Origin of the sequence: Mycobacterium sp., assembly GCF_049585075.1 — a bacterium.
In the GTDB taxonomy this organism is placed as follows: Bacteria; Actinomycetota; Actinomycetes; order Mycobacteriales; family Mycobacteriaceae; genus Mycobacterium.
The window spans coordinates 1-17294 of sequence record NZ_JBAUZA010000197.1; the positions used below are offsets into that span (position 1 = coordinate 1).

Annotated in this window: 21 protein-coding genes; 13 read left to right on the top strand and 8 right to left on the bottom strand. The window is 63.4% G+C overall.

Going from position 1 to position 17294, the window contains the following annotated elements; translation table 11 throughout:
* On the bottom strand, positions 1-427 hold a 427-nt coding region (locus WB785_RS09395; protein WP_424078672.1), incomplete at its 3' end, for a hypothetical protein.
* A gap of 345 nt (positions 428-772) precedes the next feature.
* Here WB785_RS09395 and WB785_RS09400 point away from each other — a divergent pair.
* The 8 genes from WB785_RS09400 to WB785_RS09435 all read left to right on the top strand — a co-directional run bounded on the left by WB785_RS09400 (position 773) and on the right by WB785_RS09435 (position 6553).
* Positions 773-1510, top strand: coding sequence for an SDR family NAD(P)-dependent oxidoreductase (locus WB785_RS09400; RefSeq protein WP_424078673.1), 738 nt, complete (start codon positions 773-775; stop codon positions 1508-1510).
* A 17-nt stretch (positions 1511-1527) separates the two neighbouring features.
* Positions 1528-2274: an SDR family NAD(P)-dependent oxidoreductase gene (locus WB785_RS09405; RefSeq protein ID WP_424078674.1), complete on the top strand. Its 747-nt coding sequence runs from the start codon at positions 1528-1530 to the stop codon at positions 2272-2274.
* A 48-nt stretch (positions 2275-2322) separates the two neighbouring features.
* The gene (locus WB785_RS09410) at positions 2323-3063 is read left to right on the top strand and encodes a DUF899 domain-containing protein (RefSeq protein WP_424078675.1); all 741 of its coding nucleotides are present in this window, start codon (positions 2323-2325) and stop codon (positions 3061-3063) included.
* Positions 3064-3130: 67 nt separating this feature from the next.
* Complete coding sequence (locus tag WB785_RS09415) at positions 3131-4138, top strand: sigma-70 family RNA polymerase sigma factor (RefSeq protein ID WP_424078676.1); 1008 nt, start codon at positions 3131-3133, stop codon at positions 4136-4138.
* A 10-nt stretch (positions 4139-4148) separates the two neighbouring features.
* Positions 4149-4748, top strand: a complete 600-nt coding sequence (locus WB785_RS09420; RefSeq protein ID WP_424078677.1) for a TIGR03086 family metal-binding protein — start codon at positions 4149-4151, stop codon at positions 4746-4748.
* 128 nt (positions 4749-4876) lie between these two features.
* The gene (locus WB785_RS09425; RefSeq protein WP_424078678.1) at positions 4877-5551 is read left to right on the top strand and encodes a DUF899 domain-containing protein; all 675 of its coding nucleotides are present in this window, start codon (positions 4877-4879) and stop codon (positions 5549-5551) included.
* A gap of 31 nt (positions 5552-5582) precedes the next feature.
* Positions 5583-5849, top strand: a complete 267-nt coding sequence (locus WB785_RS09430; protein WP_424078679.1) for a hypothetical protein — start codon at positions 5583-5585, stop codon at positions 5847-5849.
* Positions 5850-5899: 50 nt separating this feature from the next.
* Positions 5900-6553, top strand: a complete 654-nt coding sequence (locus WB785_RS09435; RefSeq protein WP_424078680.1) for a nitroreductase family protein — start codon at positions 5900-5902, stop codon at positions 6551-6553.
* A 49-nt stretch (positions 6554-6602) separates the two neighbouring features.
* Here the strand turns inward: WB785_RS09435 and WB785_RS09440 are convergent, their stop codons facing one another.
* Positions 6603-7892 carry an amidohydrolase family protein gene (locus tag WB785_RS09440; RefSeq protein WP_424078681.1) on the bottom strand — a complete coding sequence of 430 codons (1290 nt, stop codon included), beginning with the start codon at positions 7890-7892 and terminating at the stop codon, positions 6603-6605.
* 170 nt (positions 7893-8062) lie between these two features.
* Here WB785_RS09440 and WB785_RS09445 point away from each other — a divergent pair, with 170 nt between their 5' ends.
* Positions 8063-8545: a DUF417 family protein gene (locus WB785_RS09445; protein WP_424078682.1), complete on the top strand. Its 483-nt coding sequence runs from the start codon at positions 8063-8065 to the stop codon at positions 8543-8545.
* Here the strand turns inward: WB785_RS09445 and WB785_RS09450 are convergent.
* The 4 genes from WB785_RS09450 to WB785_RS09465 all read right to left on the bottom strand — a co-directional run bounded on the left by WB785_RS09450 (position 8498) and on the right by WB785_RS09465 (position 11508).
* Complete coding sequence (locus WB785_RS09450; protein ID WP_424078683.1) at positions 8498-9145, bottom strand: class I SAM-dependent methyltransferase; 648 nt, start codon at positions 9143-9145, stop codon at positions 8498-8500. The two genes, WB785_RS09445 and WB785_RS09450, sit on opposite strands and share 48 nt — an antisense overlap.
* On the bottom strand, positions 9142-10068 hold the full coding sequence (locus WB785_RS09455; RefSeq protein ID WP_424078684.1) for a class I SAM-dependent methyltransferase: 927 nt from the start codon (positions 10066-10068) through the stop codon (positions 9142-9144). The genes WB785_RS09450 and WB785_RS09455 overlap by 4 nt, the downstream gene beginning before the upstream one ends.
* Positions 10069-10157: 89 nt before the next feature.
* Positions 10158-10580, bottom strand: a complete 423-nt coding sequence (locus tag WB785_RS09460; protein WP_424078685.1) for a nuclear transport factor 2 family protein — start codon at positions 10578-10580, stop codon at positions 10158-10160.
* A 19-nt stretch (positions 10581-10599) separates the two neighbouring features.
* Positions 10600-11508, bottom strand: coding sequence for an alpha/beta hydrolase (locus WB785_RS09465; RefSeq protein ID WP_424078686.1), 909 nt, complete (start codon positions 11506-11508; stop codon positions 10600-10602).
* Positions 11509-11690: 182 nt separating this feature from the next.
* Here WB785_RS09465 and WB785_RS09470 point away from each other — a divergent pair, with 182 nt between their 5' ends.
* Genes WB785_RS09470 through WB785_RS09480 form a run of 3 tightly spaced genes read left to right on the top strand, consistent with a single transcriptional unit; the run spans position 11691 to position 13965 of the window.
* A complete protein-coding gene (locus WB785_RS09470) occupies positions 11691-12734 on the top strand; it encodes a zinc-binding dehydrogenase (protein ID WP_424078720.1) in 1044 nt (347 codons plus the stop codon).
* On the top strand, positions 12731-13147 hold the full coding sequence (locus tag WB785_RS09475) for a nuclear transport factor 2 family protein (protein WP_424078687.1): 417 nt from the start codon (positions 12731-12733) through the stop codon (positions 13145-13147). Before WB785_RS09470 ends, WB785_RS09475 begins: the two co-directional genes overlap by 4 nt.
* A complete protein-coding gene (locus tag WB785_RS09480) occupies positions 13144-13965 on the top strand; it encodes an SDR family NAD(P)-dependent oxidoreductase (protein WP_424078688.1) in 822 nt (273 codons plus the stop codon). Before WB785_RS09475 ends, WB785_RS09480 begins: the two co-directional genes overlap by 4 nt.
* Before the next feature lie 3 nt (positions 13966-13968).
* Here the strand turns inward: WB785_RS09480 and WB785_RS09485 are convergent, their stop codons facing one another.
* Together WB785_RS09485 and WB785_RS09490 are read right to left on the bottom strand one after the other, a co-directional pair.
* Positions 13969-14337 (bottom strand): nuclear transport factor 2 family protein, encoded by a 369-nt coding sequence (locus tag WB785_RS09485; protein WP_424078689.1) that lies wholly within the window; start codon positions 14335-14337, stop codon positions 13969-13971.
* Positions 14338-14416: 79 nt separating this feature from the next.
* The gene (locus WB785_RS09490; RefSeq protein ID WP_424078691.1) at positions 14417-16135 is read right to left on the bottom strand and encodes a hypothetical protein; all 1719 of its coding nucleotides are present in this window, start codon (positions 16133-16135) and stop codon (positions 14417-14419) included.
* Between the two features lie 366 nt (positions 16136-16501).
* Here WB785_RS09490 and WB785_RS09495 point away from each other — a divergent pair, with 366 nt between their 5' ends.
* Positions 16502-17287: an SDR family NAD(P)-dependent oxidoreductase gene (locus WB785_RS09495; RefSeq protein ID WP_424078692.1), complete on the top strand. Its 786-nt coding sequence runs from the start codon at positions 16502-16504 to the stop codon at positions 17285-17287.
* The last annotated feature ends 7 nt before the right edge of the window (positions 17288-17294 follow it).

The following is a 17294-nucleotide window of genomic DNA, read 5'->3' on the forward strand; positions in this document are numbered from 1 at the left end:
CCACCACGTCGCGCACCCGGTCCAAGACCGCGTCGCTGTCGGCGGCATCCTCGAGTTCGATTACCAGTCGGCCCAATGAGCCCTCGACGTGAGCCGCGGCCACACCGGGAACCTCGCGGACCGGCTCTTCGACCATCGCCGCGTGCTCGTGCCAGCGCGGGAACGGCAACAACGGATCCAGGTCCAGGTGCACGCGCCGCCCGCTGTGCCAACGCACGGTCGCCTCGGCGCCGTCCGGCGTGTCATTGGACGAACTGCTCGTCCCCAAGACGCGGGCGGTCGATTGACTGACTGAATTCACCACCGGGCCGGCCAGCAGCTGCACCGCACCCGCGGCAGTTGCCACGCCGTTCACCCCGGCTTGCAACATATCCACTGCTCCGCCGGTAATACCGCCGACGAGGGCGGCTACACCCGGAACCTTCATTACGCACCCTTCAACATGCCTACCGCGCCCATACTTACGACGTCTTCGCAAACTGTCCACACGGAGGTCACTTAGCGACCGCGCGGCGACGGGTGACGCAGCTATCTCCGAACTCGGATCACCGGATTGGGGGCAGACCAAACGCCGAAAACAACGCCGGATCAAGAAAATGGCGATCGCGGCGATCCCGCTTCGCGCCGGCCGATCATTTTGGGGCGCTCGTCGCGATGAGTTTCGGTCCCGAACCTTGTCTATATATGCAGTCCGATCGGACTCGAACCACTCGTTCGGCAAAAGCCTCCCGCCCACCGCGGGGGGCTTTTCTATTTAGAGAGGGACATTCTCATGGGAACAGTTGCAGACAAAGCAGTCCTGATCACCGGTGCCAATCGCGGCATCGGTCGGGCCCTTGTAGAAGAAGCCTTAGGCAGAGGGGCCCGGCGGGTGTACGCGGGCACGCGTCACCGCTTCTCGCACGCCGATGCAAGGGTGGTGCCGCTCGAGCTGGACGTCACTAACGCCGCTCAGATTCAATCGGCGGCCGGCGATGTCGACGCCCTTGACGTGCTCATCAACAATGCGGGCATCGCGCTCTATGACGATCTGAGTGATCCCTCGATGCTCGAACGCCACCTCGCCGTCAACCTCTTCGGTACGCACGCTGTGACACAGGCCTTCCTGCCAGCGCTGATCCGTTCCCGCGGAGCGGTCGTCAACAACCTGTCGATCAACGCATTGGCGCCGTTGCCGCTCATTCCGGCGTACTCGATCTCAAAGGCGGCTGCGCTCAATCTCACGCAATCCCTGCGTGCGTTCCTAGCTCCCCAGGATGTGCGAGTCCACGCGGTTTTCACCGGCCCAGTGGACACGGATATGACGCGAGGCCTCGAGATACCGAAGGCAACACCGCAGTCCATTGCGGCAGCTGTCTTCGACGCGGTGGAACGCGACGAGGAGGACATCTTCCCCGATCAGATGTCGCAATCCATTGCTCGGAGCTGGGCCAATGGCGCGGCCAAGGCGCTGGAGCGGCAGTACGCCGAACTGATCGCACAAGCTCCGCCGGTAACGGCGGGGAAATAGGACCATCGGAGGACATCATGAACGACTTATCCGGCAAGACCATCCTCGTAGTCGGCGCAAGCCGCGGCCTGGGCCGCGGGGTCGCGACGACCCTGGCCGACGCGGGTGCCTCGGTAATCGCGTTGGCCCGCAGCCCAATCACATTTCCTGAGCCGCCCAGCTGCCCCGGCACCATCCGTTCCGTCGTCGCAGATGCGGCTGACGCTTCAGCGCCAGGCGGCCTTCTCGACCAATACGATCCTGAGGCACTCATTCTGGTGGCTGGGGCAAGCCCGCTGGTGCGTCCACTGCAGCAGCACACCTGGGAGACGTTCTCGGCCAACTGGAACACCGACGTGCGCATTGCGTTCCATTGGCTACGTGAGGCCCTGCTCAAGCCGCTGCGGCCGCAAAGCAGGGTGGTGGTCTTCAGCAGCGGTGCCGCGTTGGCCGGCTCACCACTTTCCGGCGGGTATGCCGGCGCCAAGGCAACCCAGCGTTTCATCACCGGCTACGCACAAGACGAGGCCAACCGCGCCGATCTAGGCATCACATTCACCGCCCTGATGCCCCGGATCACCCCGTTGACCGACCTCGGTCGTCCGGCAGTGCGGGCGTACGCGGCCCGCAACGGTCAATTGGAGGAGGAATACGTCAAGCAGTTCGGTGAACCCCTCACCCCCGAGGTCGCCGGCGCCGCCGTCGTGGAGCTGCTGGGGGCCGACGCTGCCACCGTTGCACCCGGCTACATGCTGAGCGGTGCCGGGCTGCAGAAGCTCGGCTGATCGCGCTTCCAACATCGTTGAACCACAACAGGAAAGGCGAACATCAACATGGACACACCCCCGATCGTCTCCGCGCAGGAATGGCAGGCCGCCCGCCAACAGCTGCTCGCGAAGGAAAAAGAACTGCTTCGCGCCCGCGACGCGCTGGCCGCCCAGCGCCGGCGGATGCCCTGGCTGGCGGTAGACAAGCCCTACGAGTTCGACGGACCCGACGGCAGGGCGAGCCTGCAGGACCTGTTCCACGGTCGGCGCCAGTTGATTATCTACCGTGCGTTCTTCGAGCCCGGAGTGGACGGCTGGCCAGAGCATGCCTGCCGCGGCTGCTCGATGATCGCCGACCATATTGGCAACGTGGCTCATCTAAATGCCCGCAATACCACCCTGGTGTTCGCGTCCCGCGCCAGCCAGGCCGACATCACGCGGCTGAAGGCCCAGATGGGCTGGCAGATGCCCTGGTACACGCTGACCGACGACTTCGACAGCGACTTCGAGGTGGACGAGTGGCACGGCACCAATGCATTCATCCGTGATCATGAGCAGGTGTTTCGCACCTACTTCATCAACAGCCGTGGCGATGAGGCGCTGGGGAACACCTGGAGCTATCTCGACATGACCGCCCTTGGACGCCAAGAGGACTGGGAAGATTCCCCGGATGGTTACCCGCAGACCCCGGCGTACGCGTGGTGGAACTGGCACGACTCATACGGCTATCCGGTGTCGCAGTGGTGGGAAGACCCCGATTCGGGTGAACGCAACCCCAACGACCCCCGGCCGCCGCGCAGGAACTAGCTCGCAGCGTCGTCAACCTAAAGGAGGAACGATCATGTCGATACTCCAAACGGGCGCTACCTGAGCAATGCCCGTCGCTAGTGCCGATGAATTCGGGCAACTCACCGAACAGTATCGACCCGAGCTGATGGCGTATTGCTATCGAATGCTCGGATCCGTTGACGAATGTGAAGATCTCGTCCAAGACACGTACCTGCGGGCGTGGCGGTATTTCGAGGGATTTGAGGGACGGTCCTCAGTGCGGTTGTGGCTGTACAAGATTGCAACGAATACCTACCTAACCGCGTTGCAAACCCGGAAGCGTCGCCCGCTTCCCTCCGGCCTGACCGCGCCGGCCGAGAGTGCGGCAGCCACGCTCGCAGCGGCGGAGTCCGACATCCCATGGCTACAGCCGGCCCCCGATCGGCTGCTATACGGTGCTACCGACGATCCGGCTTTGGTCGTGTCGCTGCGCAACAGCGTCCGGCTGGCGTTTGTCGCTGCGCTGCAGCACTTATCGCCCTTGCAGCGTGCGGTTCTGGTGCTACGCGACGTGCTGGGGTGGCAGGCCAGAGAAGTCGCCGAAATGCTGGAAACCTCTACCGCATCGGTCAACAGCGCATTGCAACGTGCTCGTACACAACTTGAGCAGGCCCGTCCAATGCTCGACGAACTCGGCGAGCCTACCGAACCTGGGGTGCGCGAATTGCTCGAACGCTATATGGCCGCATTCGAGCACGCCGACGTCGACACACTGGCCGAGCTACTTCGGACCGATGTCGAGCTGGAAATGCCACCGATCCCAACGTGGTTCACCGGACGTGATGCGGTATGTGAATTCATGGCCCGAGTAGTGCTGCGCACTGCGGACCAGTGGCGGCTGACCTATACCCGCGCCAATGGCGCTCCGGCATTCGCGATGTACAAGCGCGCGCCTGACGGCGCATTCCACGCCCACGGCATGGACGTGCTGTCCCTCGTCGGCGGGCGCATCGCGCGCATCGTCGCGTTTAATGATCCGTCACTGGTTGCAAGGTTCGGTCTGCCCCAGACGTTTCCGCAGCCGCCGACTCATCCAACCGCACTCTTGACGTGAGGTCAGGCCCATGCCCGCGACCGATGAGCTGTCCGTGCTGGGCGGCGCCACCCGGTATCTGTTCCAGAGCATTCTTTTGATCCGCGGCACCGACCTCTCGGCAGCGACACCGTGCCAGGACTGGGATCTGCGCCACCTGTTACGCCATATACACACGTCGTTGGAGCAGTTCACCGACATGCTTGCTGTGCGACAGTTGGATACAGATGTCGACACCGACGCTGGCCCACGGCCTCAAACGAATCCTGTTGCCGCGCTTCGAATCGGGATTATCGACCTGCTGCTTGCGGCGACGTCGCTACCGACCACCGGCAGGTGGTGCGAAATCTGGGGCCGAATTCTTCCTGCCAAAACCGTGATCTACGTGGCAGCGATCGAGATGGTGCTGCATGCCTGGGATATCGCCCAGGCCTGCAGAACGCACCACCCCGTTCCCGCCGATCTCGCTTCGGCTCTGCTCGGAGTGGCTCCGCCACTTGCCGAGGCCGGGTTGGCTGAGCATGTGTTCGCCAAACCTGTTGAAGTGTCGACCACAGCGACGCCCGGCGATCAGCTGATCGCGCTCTTCGGTCGACGAGCACTTTTTCACGAGGTCCCGGCCGCAAAATGATGAACAAGCCGGCGAATCCGTCGTGGAACTAGCAACCGGCGGACACCGGGACCACCTCGCATACATGCTTAGTGCCGCGGGCCTTTCACCGCTGGCCTGATCGCACCGAAACTCGCAGGGAGATTGCAATGCAAACACCGCCGATCGTGTCAGCGGCCGAGTGGGCAACCGCGCACCAGCAACTGCTGGTGAAGGAGAAGGAGTTGACCCGCGCGCGTGACGCGCTGGCAGCGCAGCGTCGGCGGATGCCGTGGTTGCCCGTGGACAAGGAATACGCCTTCGAGGGACCTGACGGCAAGGTCGACCTGCTGGGCCTCTTTCAGGGTCGCCGCCAGCTGATCGTCTACCGCGCCTTCATTGAACCCGGCACAGAAGGCTGGCCCGAGCATGGCTGCGTCGGCTGCTCGATGATCGCCGACCATGTTCCCCACCTTGCCCACCTGAACGCCCGCGACACCACGCTGGCGTTCGCCTCGCGCGCCCCGCAGACCGACCTCCAGCGCATCAAGGAGCGGATGGGTTGGACGGTGCCGTGGTACACGATCACCGACAGTTTCGACGCCGACTTCGGCGTGGACGAATGGCATGGCACGAACGCGTTCATCCACGACGGCGACCAGGTGTTTCGCACCTACTTCATCAACAACCGCGGCGATGAGGCGTTCGAGAGTACCTGGACCTACCTCGATATGACCGCGCTTGGGCGCCAGGAGAATTGGGAGGATTCGCCGGAGGGCTACCCGCAAACCGCGCCGTACGAATGGTGGGACTGGAACGACGGATACGGCGAGGATACCGATTAACATTGGCGCCGACGGGAAGCGGGGTGCGGCTGTGTTGACAGTGCTCCGTCGAGTATTGAGCTATCAGGTGAGCGTCGGCGGGCTGACCGAGGTTGCTGTGTGGCTCGCGGGCGCATACCTGACGGTTGGGTTGGTGTGGTCGTTTTTCCATCCCGACGGCGTGCAGCGCATCCAAGAGCAGTTGGAACAGCAATTGCAGTTACCTGCCGGCACCAACTATCAGCTTGCCGCGCTGGGTGAAGCGAGCGTGCTGTGGCCGGTGCTGACGACGCTGCCGCCTGGCCGGTGTGTGCGCTGACGCGACGGCAGTAGGTTTTCTTCCGGGAGTGACACCAGAAGGGAGCCGGCATGCCGGGAGCGACCAGTGACGTCTGGGAGGTGATGTCGACCGCGCGCACAATCCGGCGTTTTACCGACGAGCCGGTCGACGAGGCCACGCTGACGCGTTGTCTGCAGGCCGCGATGTGGGCGCCGTCCGGAGCGAACGCTCAGGCCTGGCGTTTCATCGTGCTGCGGTCAGCCGAGCAGCGGGCTGTGGTGGCCAAGGCGGCGGCTCACGCGTTGGAGGTCATCGAGCCCGTCTACGGGATGAGTCGGCCGGCCCAGGACGACCACAGCCGCCGCGCCCGTACCAACCGTGCGACCTACGAGCTGCACGATCGGGCCGGCCAATTCACGTCAGTTCTGTTCGCGCAGAAGCATTTTCCGACGGCTTCCGAGCTGCTGCTCGGTGGGTCGATCTTTCCGGCGATGCAGAATTTCTTGTTGGCTGCTCGTGCCCAGGGTCTGGGCGCTTGCCTTACCAGCTGGGGTGCTTACGGTGGCGAACAACTGCTTCGGGACGCCGTTGGCATGCCCGACGATTGGATGGTCGCCGGCCACATCGTGGTGGGCTGGCCCAAAGGCAGGCATGGACCGGTGCGTCGCCGACCACTGACCGAGGTGGTGAACGTCGACCGCTGGGACGAGTCGGCGCCCGAGTTTGTCGGGGGCGAGACCTGACACGCGAAAACGGCTGTGGCACTGCGGAGAATACGGGCTTCACCCGCAATTAAGGCTTGTTAGACCTGTCCAGTTGCGCCTGCAACGCCGAGGCTCCAAGGCTGGGGTCCTTTGTGCGCTGCGACATCGCGTGGATGGAGACGTCGTGGCCTTCAGCGGCTTTGCGCAGTGCGCCCACGGTGGCTTGTTCGCGGGTGATGTGAGTGAACGGATCAAAGTGATACCAGCGCATGGCGTTCTGGTAGGTCATCTTGTTGATCTCGTTGTCGGGCACGCTGTTGCGGGCCAGCACCTCGTGCAGCTGTTCGGGTGCCCCAGGCCACATGGAATCTGAGTGCGGGTAGTCGGCCTCCCAGCAGATGTTGTCGATGCCGATCTCATTGCGCAACGCGACCCCGACATGGTCGGAGATGAAACAGGTCAAGAAGTGCTCGCGGAACACCTCCGACGGCAGTTTGCCGTTGAAGTCCTGCCCGGTCCACGTCGAATGCATCTCATAGGTGCGATCGGCGCGCTCCAGAAAGTAGGGGATCCAGCCAGTACCGCCCTCAGAAAGGGCGATCTTGAGGCCGGGATATTTCTTGATCGGCGCCGACCACAACAGATCGGCGGCGGCTTGCACGATGTTCATCGGCTGCAAGGTGATCATCACGTCCATCGGCGCGTCCGGGGCGGTGATGGCCAGCCGGCCCGAAGAGCCGATGTGCACATTCATCACGGTGTCGGTATCCACCAATGCCTGCCACAACGGCGTCCAGTGCTCGTCGTGAAAGCTCGGGTAGCCCATGGCAGCGGGGTTTTCGGTGAACGTCAGCGCGTGCACGTCGCGCTCGGCATTGCGGCGCACCTCCTTAGCGCAGGCCTCGGGGTCCCAGATCACCGGCAGACACATCGGAATGAACCGCGCCGGATAGGCACCGCACCACTCCTCCACATGCCAATCGTTGTAGGCCTGCAACAACGCCAAACTGAATTCCCGATCTTCGGTCACAAACAGGCGACCCGCGAAGCCCGGGAAGGTCGGGAAGGAAACCGACCCCAGCATGCCCCCGGCGTTCATATCCTTGATCCGCTCGTCAACGTTGTAGCAGCCCGGCCGGATCTCATCGAGTCCCTGCGGTTCGAGCCCGTACTCCTCTTTGGGGCGGCCGGCTACTGAGTTGAGGGCGACGTTGGGGATCACGACATCGCGGAACTGCCAGGTGTCACTCCCATCGGGGTTGTGCACCAACCGCGGCGCCTCATCCAAGTACTTGTTCGGCAAGTGGTTCTTGAACATGTCCGGGGGCTCAACGATGTGGTCGTCCACGCTAATCAGGATCATGTCGTCTTTGTTCATGCCTGTACCCCTTTACCGTATGGGCGACAGCATAGCCAGAACACGCTTTGCGTTGCAGTTGAACCGAACCGAAGCGCCACCCGTCATCGGAAACGGTGGTGCCGCCCGTGATTCGAAGTGGAGGAGTGAATTTGTCGACGACGACGAGGCCGACTGACAATTGGCTGGCCATGCTGGGTTCCATCGGCCAAGCAGTCAGCCGGTATGGACTGGCCCTAACACTGGCGTGGATTGGCTTCGGCAAGTACATCAAGTTCGGAGCCCGGACCTTGATCGAACACAGCCCCTTGATGAGCTGGCTCTATGACGTCCTCAGCGCCAACACCGTCGCGTGGGGCTTGGGAACCATGGAGATCACGGCCGCGATCCTGATCTGTCTTCGCCCACTATCGGCGCGGCTATCGGCGATCGGCAGTGCGATGGCGATCGTGCTGTTCAGCGGGACGCTGAGCTTTCTGTTCACCACGCCGGGCGTGGCTACCCGGTTCGTCGGACCAGTTCCAGTGCTGTCCGAGCTGCCCGGCCAGTTCCTGCTCAAAGACGTTGTGCTGCTGGGCGTTGCAATCTGGACGCTCGGCGAGGCCCTGCAAGCACACCGGGCAGCATCAGCCTTTGATGCCGACCGTGATCAAATCCGAGATCGCTCGGGTTAGCAGTGGCCGCCGCACCCGGTGCTGCTCCGAGATGGTGAAGCCCGCGCCCTCAAACAAGCGCCACATCTCGGTGGGTGACGGGTGATGCGCCGGCTTCCACTTGCTGGTTGCGGGTCCCTGCGGAAAGAGTTGCCGCGCACTGAGAGTAGAGACTGCCGCCAGCCCGCCGGATGACAGCACGCGGTGGAATTCGCGCAATGCTGCGGGTTGGTCGAAGAAATGAAACGCCGACGTCGTCACGACCGCGTCCAGCGCGCCGTCCTCAAACGGAAGCTGCTCGGCGGGGCCACGCAACCACTGCACACCGGCCGAGCGGGCGCGTGCCGCCTTCAGCATGCCGTCGGACATGTCCACGCCGTAGACTTGTCCGGGGTGTAGCTCGCTTTCAATCCGATCCGCCAGAATCCCTGTGCCACAGGCGATATCAGCTATCCGCGCTGAGGAGTGCGCGCGCAGCTGCGCGACCACCTCGTCGTGCGCCGGCCGATATACCCACTGCTGCAGAAACGGCAGGTTGTAGGCCGGCGCCGCGAAGCTCCAGAACCGCGTGACGGCGTCGTTGAAACCGCGACGCTGCGCTGCCACAGCCGGCCTGGTCACTTGACCGAGGTGTAGTAGACCGTGTCGGCCATCGACACCGAGTCGTTGCCCTGCAGCATCGGCGGAAGCCCCAACTCGGCCAGCAGTTGACTCATCGGCGTTCCGGTCGAGCGCCAACCCAATGTGTCTAGATAGGCAGAGACGTCGTTGCGATCGCCCTCATACCCGAGTTCGGAGAACTCGAGGTCGAAACCGTGCGCACGCCATTTCTCGGTGGCCTTGCGCATCGTCTCCCGCGCCTGCTCATGGTCGACCTCCGACATGTCCGGGATCGCCTCGGTGGCCAGGCGGCTACCGGCTGCACTGAGCGCGGAGATGTTGTCCAGCAGGCGGTCTTGCGCTTCGGGCGGTAGATAACCGAGCAGGCCCTCGGCGATCCATGCGGTGGGTTGCGTGTGGTCGAAACCCGCCTCGATCAACGCGGCGGGCCAATCGTTTCGAAGGTCGATCGCGACGGCACGGCGATCGGCGCTTGGCTCGACGCCCAGATCGGCCAGTGTGTTGGTCTTGAAAGCAATAACCTGAGGCTGGTCGACCTCAAACACCGTCATACCGGCGGGCCAGTCCAATCGGTAGGCGCGAGCGTCAAGGCCGGATGCGAGGATCACCGCTTGGCGGATGCCGGCCTGCGTCGCCTCTTTGAAGAACGCGTCGAAAAACCGGGTACGGGCGGCCATCGCGTCGGGCATCTGCTGGAGCTTCCAGCTGGATTCGTCGTCGTCGATGTCGGCGGCGGCCAGATCTCCGGCGGCCCACCTCGTCAGGAAATCCACCCCGACGGCCCGGACCAGCGGCTCGGCGAACCGGTCGTCGATCAGCGGGTTGTCGGCCCTGGTGGCGATCGCCCGGGCGGCGGCAACCATCGTCGCTGTCGCTCCCACGCTGGTCGCGAGGTCCCAGGTGTCGTTTTCGGTGCGCGGCATTGGGTGCTCCTAAAAGTTTCAGATCAAGGTTACTTAGTTAGTATAACGAGTATTTAGCTCATTTAACAAGTCTGGTGGTCGGCCGACGCTCAGGAGCCGGGGGAGTTCAAGAACCAGACGGTCTCTTCCCGCAGGCTGCGGCTGCGCCAGCCGCTGTCGGTGCGGACCAATTCATGGTGGTAGTACCCACCGCAGTAACTAAGGTCGGTCATCCCCGGCAGTTGCATGGGGTTGTAGAACATCGCGCGCACCTGTGCGGTGTCGCCGTCGATCTCACTTTCGATGTTGGTGATGTAGTGCATCGACATTGGAAGCGCGGCGAATCCTTGTGCCAGCCAGTCGGCCACTTGTTCGCGGCTGCCGGCGATGGCTCCCCCCGACGAGTAGTCGATGTGCGCATCGTCGGTGAAGACGGATCGATACAAATCCCAGTCCTTAGTGTCGACGGCGCGGTCGTACCTATTGAGCAGCGCGGTGATCTCGAGTTCGTCGCTGAGCCTCCGTAGGTCCATCCGAGATGCTCCTCGTCGATTAGTGACCGATGCGCCCGGCCCACTCCAGCAGTTGTTGCCAGAGCAGGTGACGGGTTGAGGCCATGTTGTGGCAGTGCCCGCTGCCGGGAACAACCACCGTGGTGATATCGGTACTGCGGGCGAAGAACTGCGCCTCAGCGCTGGGGTCGGGCGACACATCGACTTCGCCGTAGCCGAGCAGAACCGGTACATCCACCAGCGCTGCCTGCTCGCTCACCACACCCGGAATTGCGCCTGCCGAAAAGCAGCGCGGCACAACGGACCTCGTCATACGGGTATCTGTCTCGACAACTGTCGGAGGGACATCGGGTAGATGGAACCAGCTTTGCTGCCAGTCGCGGGGGGCCTGCGTGTATTGCTCGGGGATCATGCTCGCGAATTGATCGGCCAGTGCCTTACGGCCCTGCGGTGTGGCGGCCGCGGCGATGAAATCCGGGTCGAGCTTGAGCGGCGCGACGTGTTGATTGGTGCAGCCTAGAAGCGCCATTCCAGCGTAACTGGCGTGAACGGCCTGTTGCAAGATGGCGAGGTAACCGCCTAGGGAATGCGCCACGGCGATGGGAGATGCTGTGCTGCCGGTGATTTCGGGGAGCTCGGTCAGCGCACACGTCAGTACCGCGGCAATGTCTTGCAATCCGACATCGCGGGCCGGCTTGCTGCTTTCGCCGGTGCCCAGCGGATCGATTGCGACGACGGCGTAGCCGTGCTCGACGGCGTACTCGGCGAAGTTGTAGCCCGGGTGGTCCGCGACATCCAAGTGCCAGTAGACGCGGTTGTATGTCCCGCCGGGCAGGCACACCAACACAATTGGATTAGGTGTGACGGCAGGATAGTAGGTCGCGGCGAGCGACGCCGGCTCACCGACCACCTCGCCGACGTCGAGCCAGACGGTCCGCTTGTCAGTCATTGGCCTCGTCCAGCGGCCTGCGCCACCCGCCGTCCGATGGCGTCGATTTGCTTGCGCGTCAAGGCCTGCGGAATGTCTTGACTTCCTTCCCGCGCGGTTCCTACTGTGAAGCTCAGATTATCGAGATGCTATCTCGAATAGTCGAGAACAGCCATCACAAAGGGGTCTGCCGGGTGCGTGCGGTGGTGTTGCGCGGTGGGCGCCTCGACGTCCGTGAGATCGCCGATCCTGTTCCCGGTCGCGGCGAGCTGCTGCTGCGAACACTGAGCACCGCGATCTGCGCCTCGGATGTGCATTTCATGGATCACCCGGAGATGGGAGTCAATGACCCCACCGGCCGCTCGCTCTACGACGAAAGCCGCGACATCGTGCTTGGCCACGAGTTTGTCGGCGAAGTCGTCGGACACGGACCCGGCTGCACAGAACAGTTTCCGGTCGGCAGCCGGGTGACGTCCATCCCCATCCGTCTGGTCAACGGTGGCGCCGATGGCGCGCGGATCATCGGTCAGCATCCGGAGGCGCAGGGCAGTTTCGGCGAGTTGGTGGTCGTCGCCGAGACGTTGGCCAAGTCGGTCGACGGCGGCATATCAAGCGACGCCGCCGCCCTGACCGACGCGTTCGCGGTCGGTGAGTTCTATGTGCGCTCCGCGAAGATGGAACCGGGGGAAGTGCCGGTGGTCATCGGTGCCGGCGCGATCGGGCTGTCGGCCGTCGTCGCGCTGGCCAATCGGGGCATCGACCCGATCATCGTGTCGGACTACAACTCCGAACGCCGTGAACTGGCGTGCAACCGCTTCGGGGCGCACATCGCGGTCGACCCGGCCGCAACATCTCCGTTCGGCGTGTGGCGCCAGCTACGCGCCGAGCGTGGGCTGTGGGGTTCGCTGGTCGTGTTCGAATGCGTTGGCGCCGAGGGTCTGATCCAGAAGATCGTGGAATCCGTCGACATGGGCACTCGGATCTACTGCGCCGGCGGCTGGTACACCGGTGATTCGCTGAACGTCACCGATGCGACCCGTCAGGGTCTCACCATCCAGTTCGGCGGCGGACCGCACCCGCAGGACTGGTACGGCACCCTCGACGCGATCGCTTCCGGGCGACTCGATCCGCTCCCGAGCGTCGGGGCCGTCATTAGTCTCGATGAGGTGCCCGACGCCCTGGACTTGGCCCGAGCCTCCGACGGCCCGCCTCGAATCGTCGTCCACCCGAACGGAGACGTCTTGTGACCGAAAGAGAAGACCGTCAGGACATCACCGATGTCCTGACGCGCTATGCCACCGGGATCGACCGGCGCGACTGGCCATTGTTCCGCACTGTGTTCACCGACGACTGCGAACTCGATTACGGCGAAATCGGTGCGTGGAAGGGTGTAGAGGCGGTTACCGACTTCATGGACAAGACGCACGCGCTAGCAGGCCACACCTTGCACCGCATGACAAATCAAGTGATCACCGTCGACGGCGACTCGGCCCAGGCGCGCACCTATGTCGATGCGCTGATCATGATGGGCGACAACAAGTCCGGTGTGAACGGAATCGGTTACTACGACGACGAACTGGTCCGCACCGATACCGGATGGCGCATCGCCCGCCGCCGCTTCACCGTGGTACGAGTTGCAACCGTGGGTGAGTCAACATGACGTTCGCGGCTAAGTACGGGCCGTGGGCCCTGGTGGCCGGCGCGTCCGACGGTGTGGGCGCCGCCTTCGCCGAGGGCCTCGCCGAGCGCGGAGTCAATGTGGTGTTGGTGGCGCGACGCCAGGCTGTGCTCGACGAGGTGGCCGCCCGGATCGCTGCCCGCACCGGTGTCGAAACCCGCACGCTGGCAGTCGATCTCGCTGAGCGCGATGCGGCGTCCGTCGTGGCGGGTGCCACCGACGAGCTGGATATCGGCTTCCTGGCCTACTGTGCAGGAGCCGATCCCAACTTCGAGCCGTTCCTGGCCAACCCGATAACCGCCGCCGAAGCGATGGTGCACCGCAACTGCATGGTGCCGATGCAGCTGTGTCATCACTTCGCACCGGCAATGGTGCAGCGGGGCGGCGGCGGCATCGTGCTGTTTGGCTCGGGTGCCGGGCTCGCCGGTGGGCCGAACATGGTCGCCTATGGTGCCACCAAGGCGTTCGACATGGTCTTCGCCGAGGCCCTGTGGAGCGAATTGCACGACAAGGGTGTCGACGTGCTCGGTCTGATCCTGGGCAAGACCGACACACCCGCACTGCGCCGCCTCGAACACAGCCGCGGGGTGCTCAGCTCCGAAGACCAGGCACCGCCAGACGCCGCACGTGTCGACCAGGTCATCAGCGAAGCATTCGAAAACCTCAGCAACGGGCCGACTTTGATGGTCGGTGACATGATGCGAGCCGCGGTGCAGATGCTGTCCTCGGTGACACGCAACGAAGCGGTCAACTTTATGATCCAAGGCCAAGCCGCGGTCATGGGCGGTGGCAGTGACTGAGTATCACGCATTGATTTGTTTGATGAACACGCCGACCCGGTTGATCAGTCCATCCGGATTCTGCTCGAACACGAGGCATTCGGGGTATTCGGTGGGGACGCCGTCGATGTCGAAGGTCTCGCTCAGCTCGACGTAGCACACCCGATCCGAGGAATGTGAGATTCTCTTCACGTCCAATCGGTAACCACTCAGCGACGCGAATACGCCCTGGAGGAACTTCAGATACGGCTGCTTGCCTTCGACGACGTCGCAATACGGGCCTTCCCGGATTAAGTCCTCGTCGGCGATGGTGGCCGCCAGGCCTTCCCAATCGTTGACTGCCAGGCACGCCAGATAGCGCTCTACCGCCCCGGCCTCAATCGTTTGACCCATGACGCAACGGTAAGCGCCAAACATCCCAGGCCGCTAGGGCCTGGGATGTTTGGTCTTTGCCGGTCAGCTCAGCCGAGCCTCACAAGCCGAGGAACGACAGCGGGTCGATCGCGGTGGCTGCAGCAGACGCCGCGTCAAGACCGGCGGTGAAGGCGTCGCCCGGATCCAGCGGCACGACCGCATCGATAGCGCCGAACAGCGAGTCCAGGTTGAGGTCGCCCCACGGCGTCACCAGGGTGTCGGTGACGGTGTCGGCAGCGCCATCCACGCCCGGGATCGCGGTGTAGACGTTCTCGATCCCGTCTCCGATGTTAAAGACGTCGTAGACCGAACCCACCGTCGGCAGATCCGTGGATGTGCCGGTGACACTGTCGACCGTGAACTCCGTGTTGGTCAGGCCGAGCAGGTTGGTCACCGCCTCACTGGTGTTGATGTTTCCGACCTCAGTGGCGCCCGTTTCGGTGCCGTCGTAAACGTTGAAGTCCTGCGCCGCAAGCGGTACCGACCCGAAGCCAGGGCCAAGGTTGAGCGCACCACCGCCGATCTGCAAGAACGGTGGGGCAGCAGTGAGTTGGGCGACGGGGTCGAAGCCCTCGCCTCCGGCCGCAAGCGTGGGGTCGAAGGTAGTGCCACCGATGCTGAAAGCGTCGGCACCGATGCTGCTGTCGCCGGCCTGCAAACCGGTGAACGCGTCGCCAGGACTGAGCGGTGCCGCGGCGTCGATGCCGCCGAACAGCGAGTCCAGGTTGATGTTGCCGAACGGCGTCACCAACTCATCGCTGACGGTGTTGGCGCCGCCGGTTGCGCTGACGATATCGGTGTAGACATTTTCATACCCGTTGCCGAAGTTGAAGGCGTCGTAGACCGAACCGACTGTCGGCAAGTCCGCGGCAGTTGCATCCCCAGTCGGGGTGGCGCTTTGGACCACCAGCTCCGTGTTGGTAAGGCCCAACAGGTCCGTCACGTTTTCGCCGGTCCTGATCGTCCCGACTTCGGTTGCGGCAGAGCCGGTTCCGCTGTAGACGTCGAGGTTTTGGAAATCGAAGAAGGTGCCCTCGAGCGTCCCGCCGCCGATGTCCAAAAGCGGCGGCGAAGCGGTGAGTGCGGGGATTGTGTCAAAGCCGTTGGGTCCGGGGTCGAAGGTGAAGCCGCCGATGCTGAAAGCGTCCGGACCGATGCTGCTGTCGCCGGCCTCCAAACCGGTGAAGGCGTCGCCCGGGTTGAGCGGGGCTGCGGCGTCGAAGCTGCCGAACAGCGAGTCCAGGTTGATGTCGCCGTTCGGCGTGATCAGCATGTCGGTGACGGTGTCCGGCGCGCCGTTGGCGCCGGGGATCGCGGTGTAGATGTTCTCGTACCCATTGCCCAGGTTGAGTGCGTCATACACCGATCCCACTGCCGGCAGGTCCGAAGTGCTTCCGCCGTCGGCCGGGGTCACGCTTTCGACGGTGAACTCGGAGTTGATCAGACCGAAAAGGTCCGTCACGGTCTCGCCTGTGCCAATGCTGCCCAGGTCGGCGCCGCTTGTGGGGTCGAACACGTCGAAGTTTTGCGGGGCAATTTCGAGGATGCCGAGCGGCGTCCCGCCGCCGATTTCCAGCAACGGCGGTGCGCCGACCAGGGGTGGGACGGGGTCAAAGCCCTCGACTCCGCTGGCGTTGATGGGATCGAAAGTGAAGTCACCGATGGTGAACGCGTCCGGACCGGCGGTGTCGGCGGCGGCGACTGCCACCTGCAAAAACGCCGAGGTCACCAGCCCGCCAGTGGCCGCTAAACCAGCAAGTATCAAGCGACGGTTCATAGTTTCTCCTTCTACGTGTGTCCATTACCCGTGAGTAACGAGGCAGGACATTACTCAGAAGTAATATTGACAGTCAATACATTTTTTGGAGAAATCTCAGGTTCCCAGCGGACTGACAGGTTTGCCGATCAGCGAGCGTCAGGCCAGCTCACAGGCCTAGGGCAGGGTACAAATAACCGCTCTAGCTGCAGGTTTGTTAGACGTAGGTCCAGTACGTGCCTGAGACAATCCGGCCGGGCGCTCAGAGAGAACTCAGCCGTCGAAGCAGTGCAGTCGGCCGCGACGTGGTGCCTATACTCCAGCGAGCGGATAACCGCATTCTCTGAAATGGAGAAGCCGTTCTCGGCGGCGAGGAGGCGGGTGGACGTGACAGGAGCCTGTGCCGGCAAGGTCGCGCTGGTGACGGGCGCCAGCCGCGGGCTGGGGAAGGCGATAGCTCAGCGATTGGCCACCGAGGGCGCTACGGTCGGACTCACCGCCCGCACCATGGAACCCGATGCCAAATACGATGGGTCGCTTCGGCAAACGCTTGAGGAGATCACCGCCGCCGGCGGGTCGGCGATCGCTATCCAGGCCGATCTGTCGAAGACTGAGGATCGCGAGCGACTCTTCGCCGAAATGGTCGAACGTGGCGGTGCCCCAGACATCTTGGTCAACAACGCAGCCGTTACGTTTCTCCGTCCGCTCGACGAGTTCCCAGAACGGCGTGCGCGTCTCATGATTGAAATGCATGTGTTGGCGCCCATGCATCTCACCCAACTAGCCATCCCCGCAATGCGCGAACGCGGCCGAGGGTGGGTGCTCAACATAACTTCGCTAGGCGGCGATCTGCCCGACGGTCCGCCATTCTCGGAGTTCGACTGCAGCGCGGGATTCGGGGTCTACGGCACCGTCAAAGCGGCGCTGAACCGGCTCACCAAAAGCCTTGCGGCCGAACTCTATACCGATGGCATCGCCGTCAACGCCGCCGCCCCTTCCAATCCTGTTGCCACCCCTGGCGCCGGCACGCTCGATCTGGCTAAGACCGACACCGAGGACATCGAGCTCATCACGCAGACTGCGCTGACGCTGTGCACCGGCGATCCCAAATCGATGACCGGCCGGATCGCTCACACGCAGCCGTTCCTGCGAGAGATCGGGTGGTTGCGCTAAGCGAGCC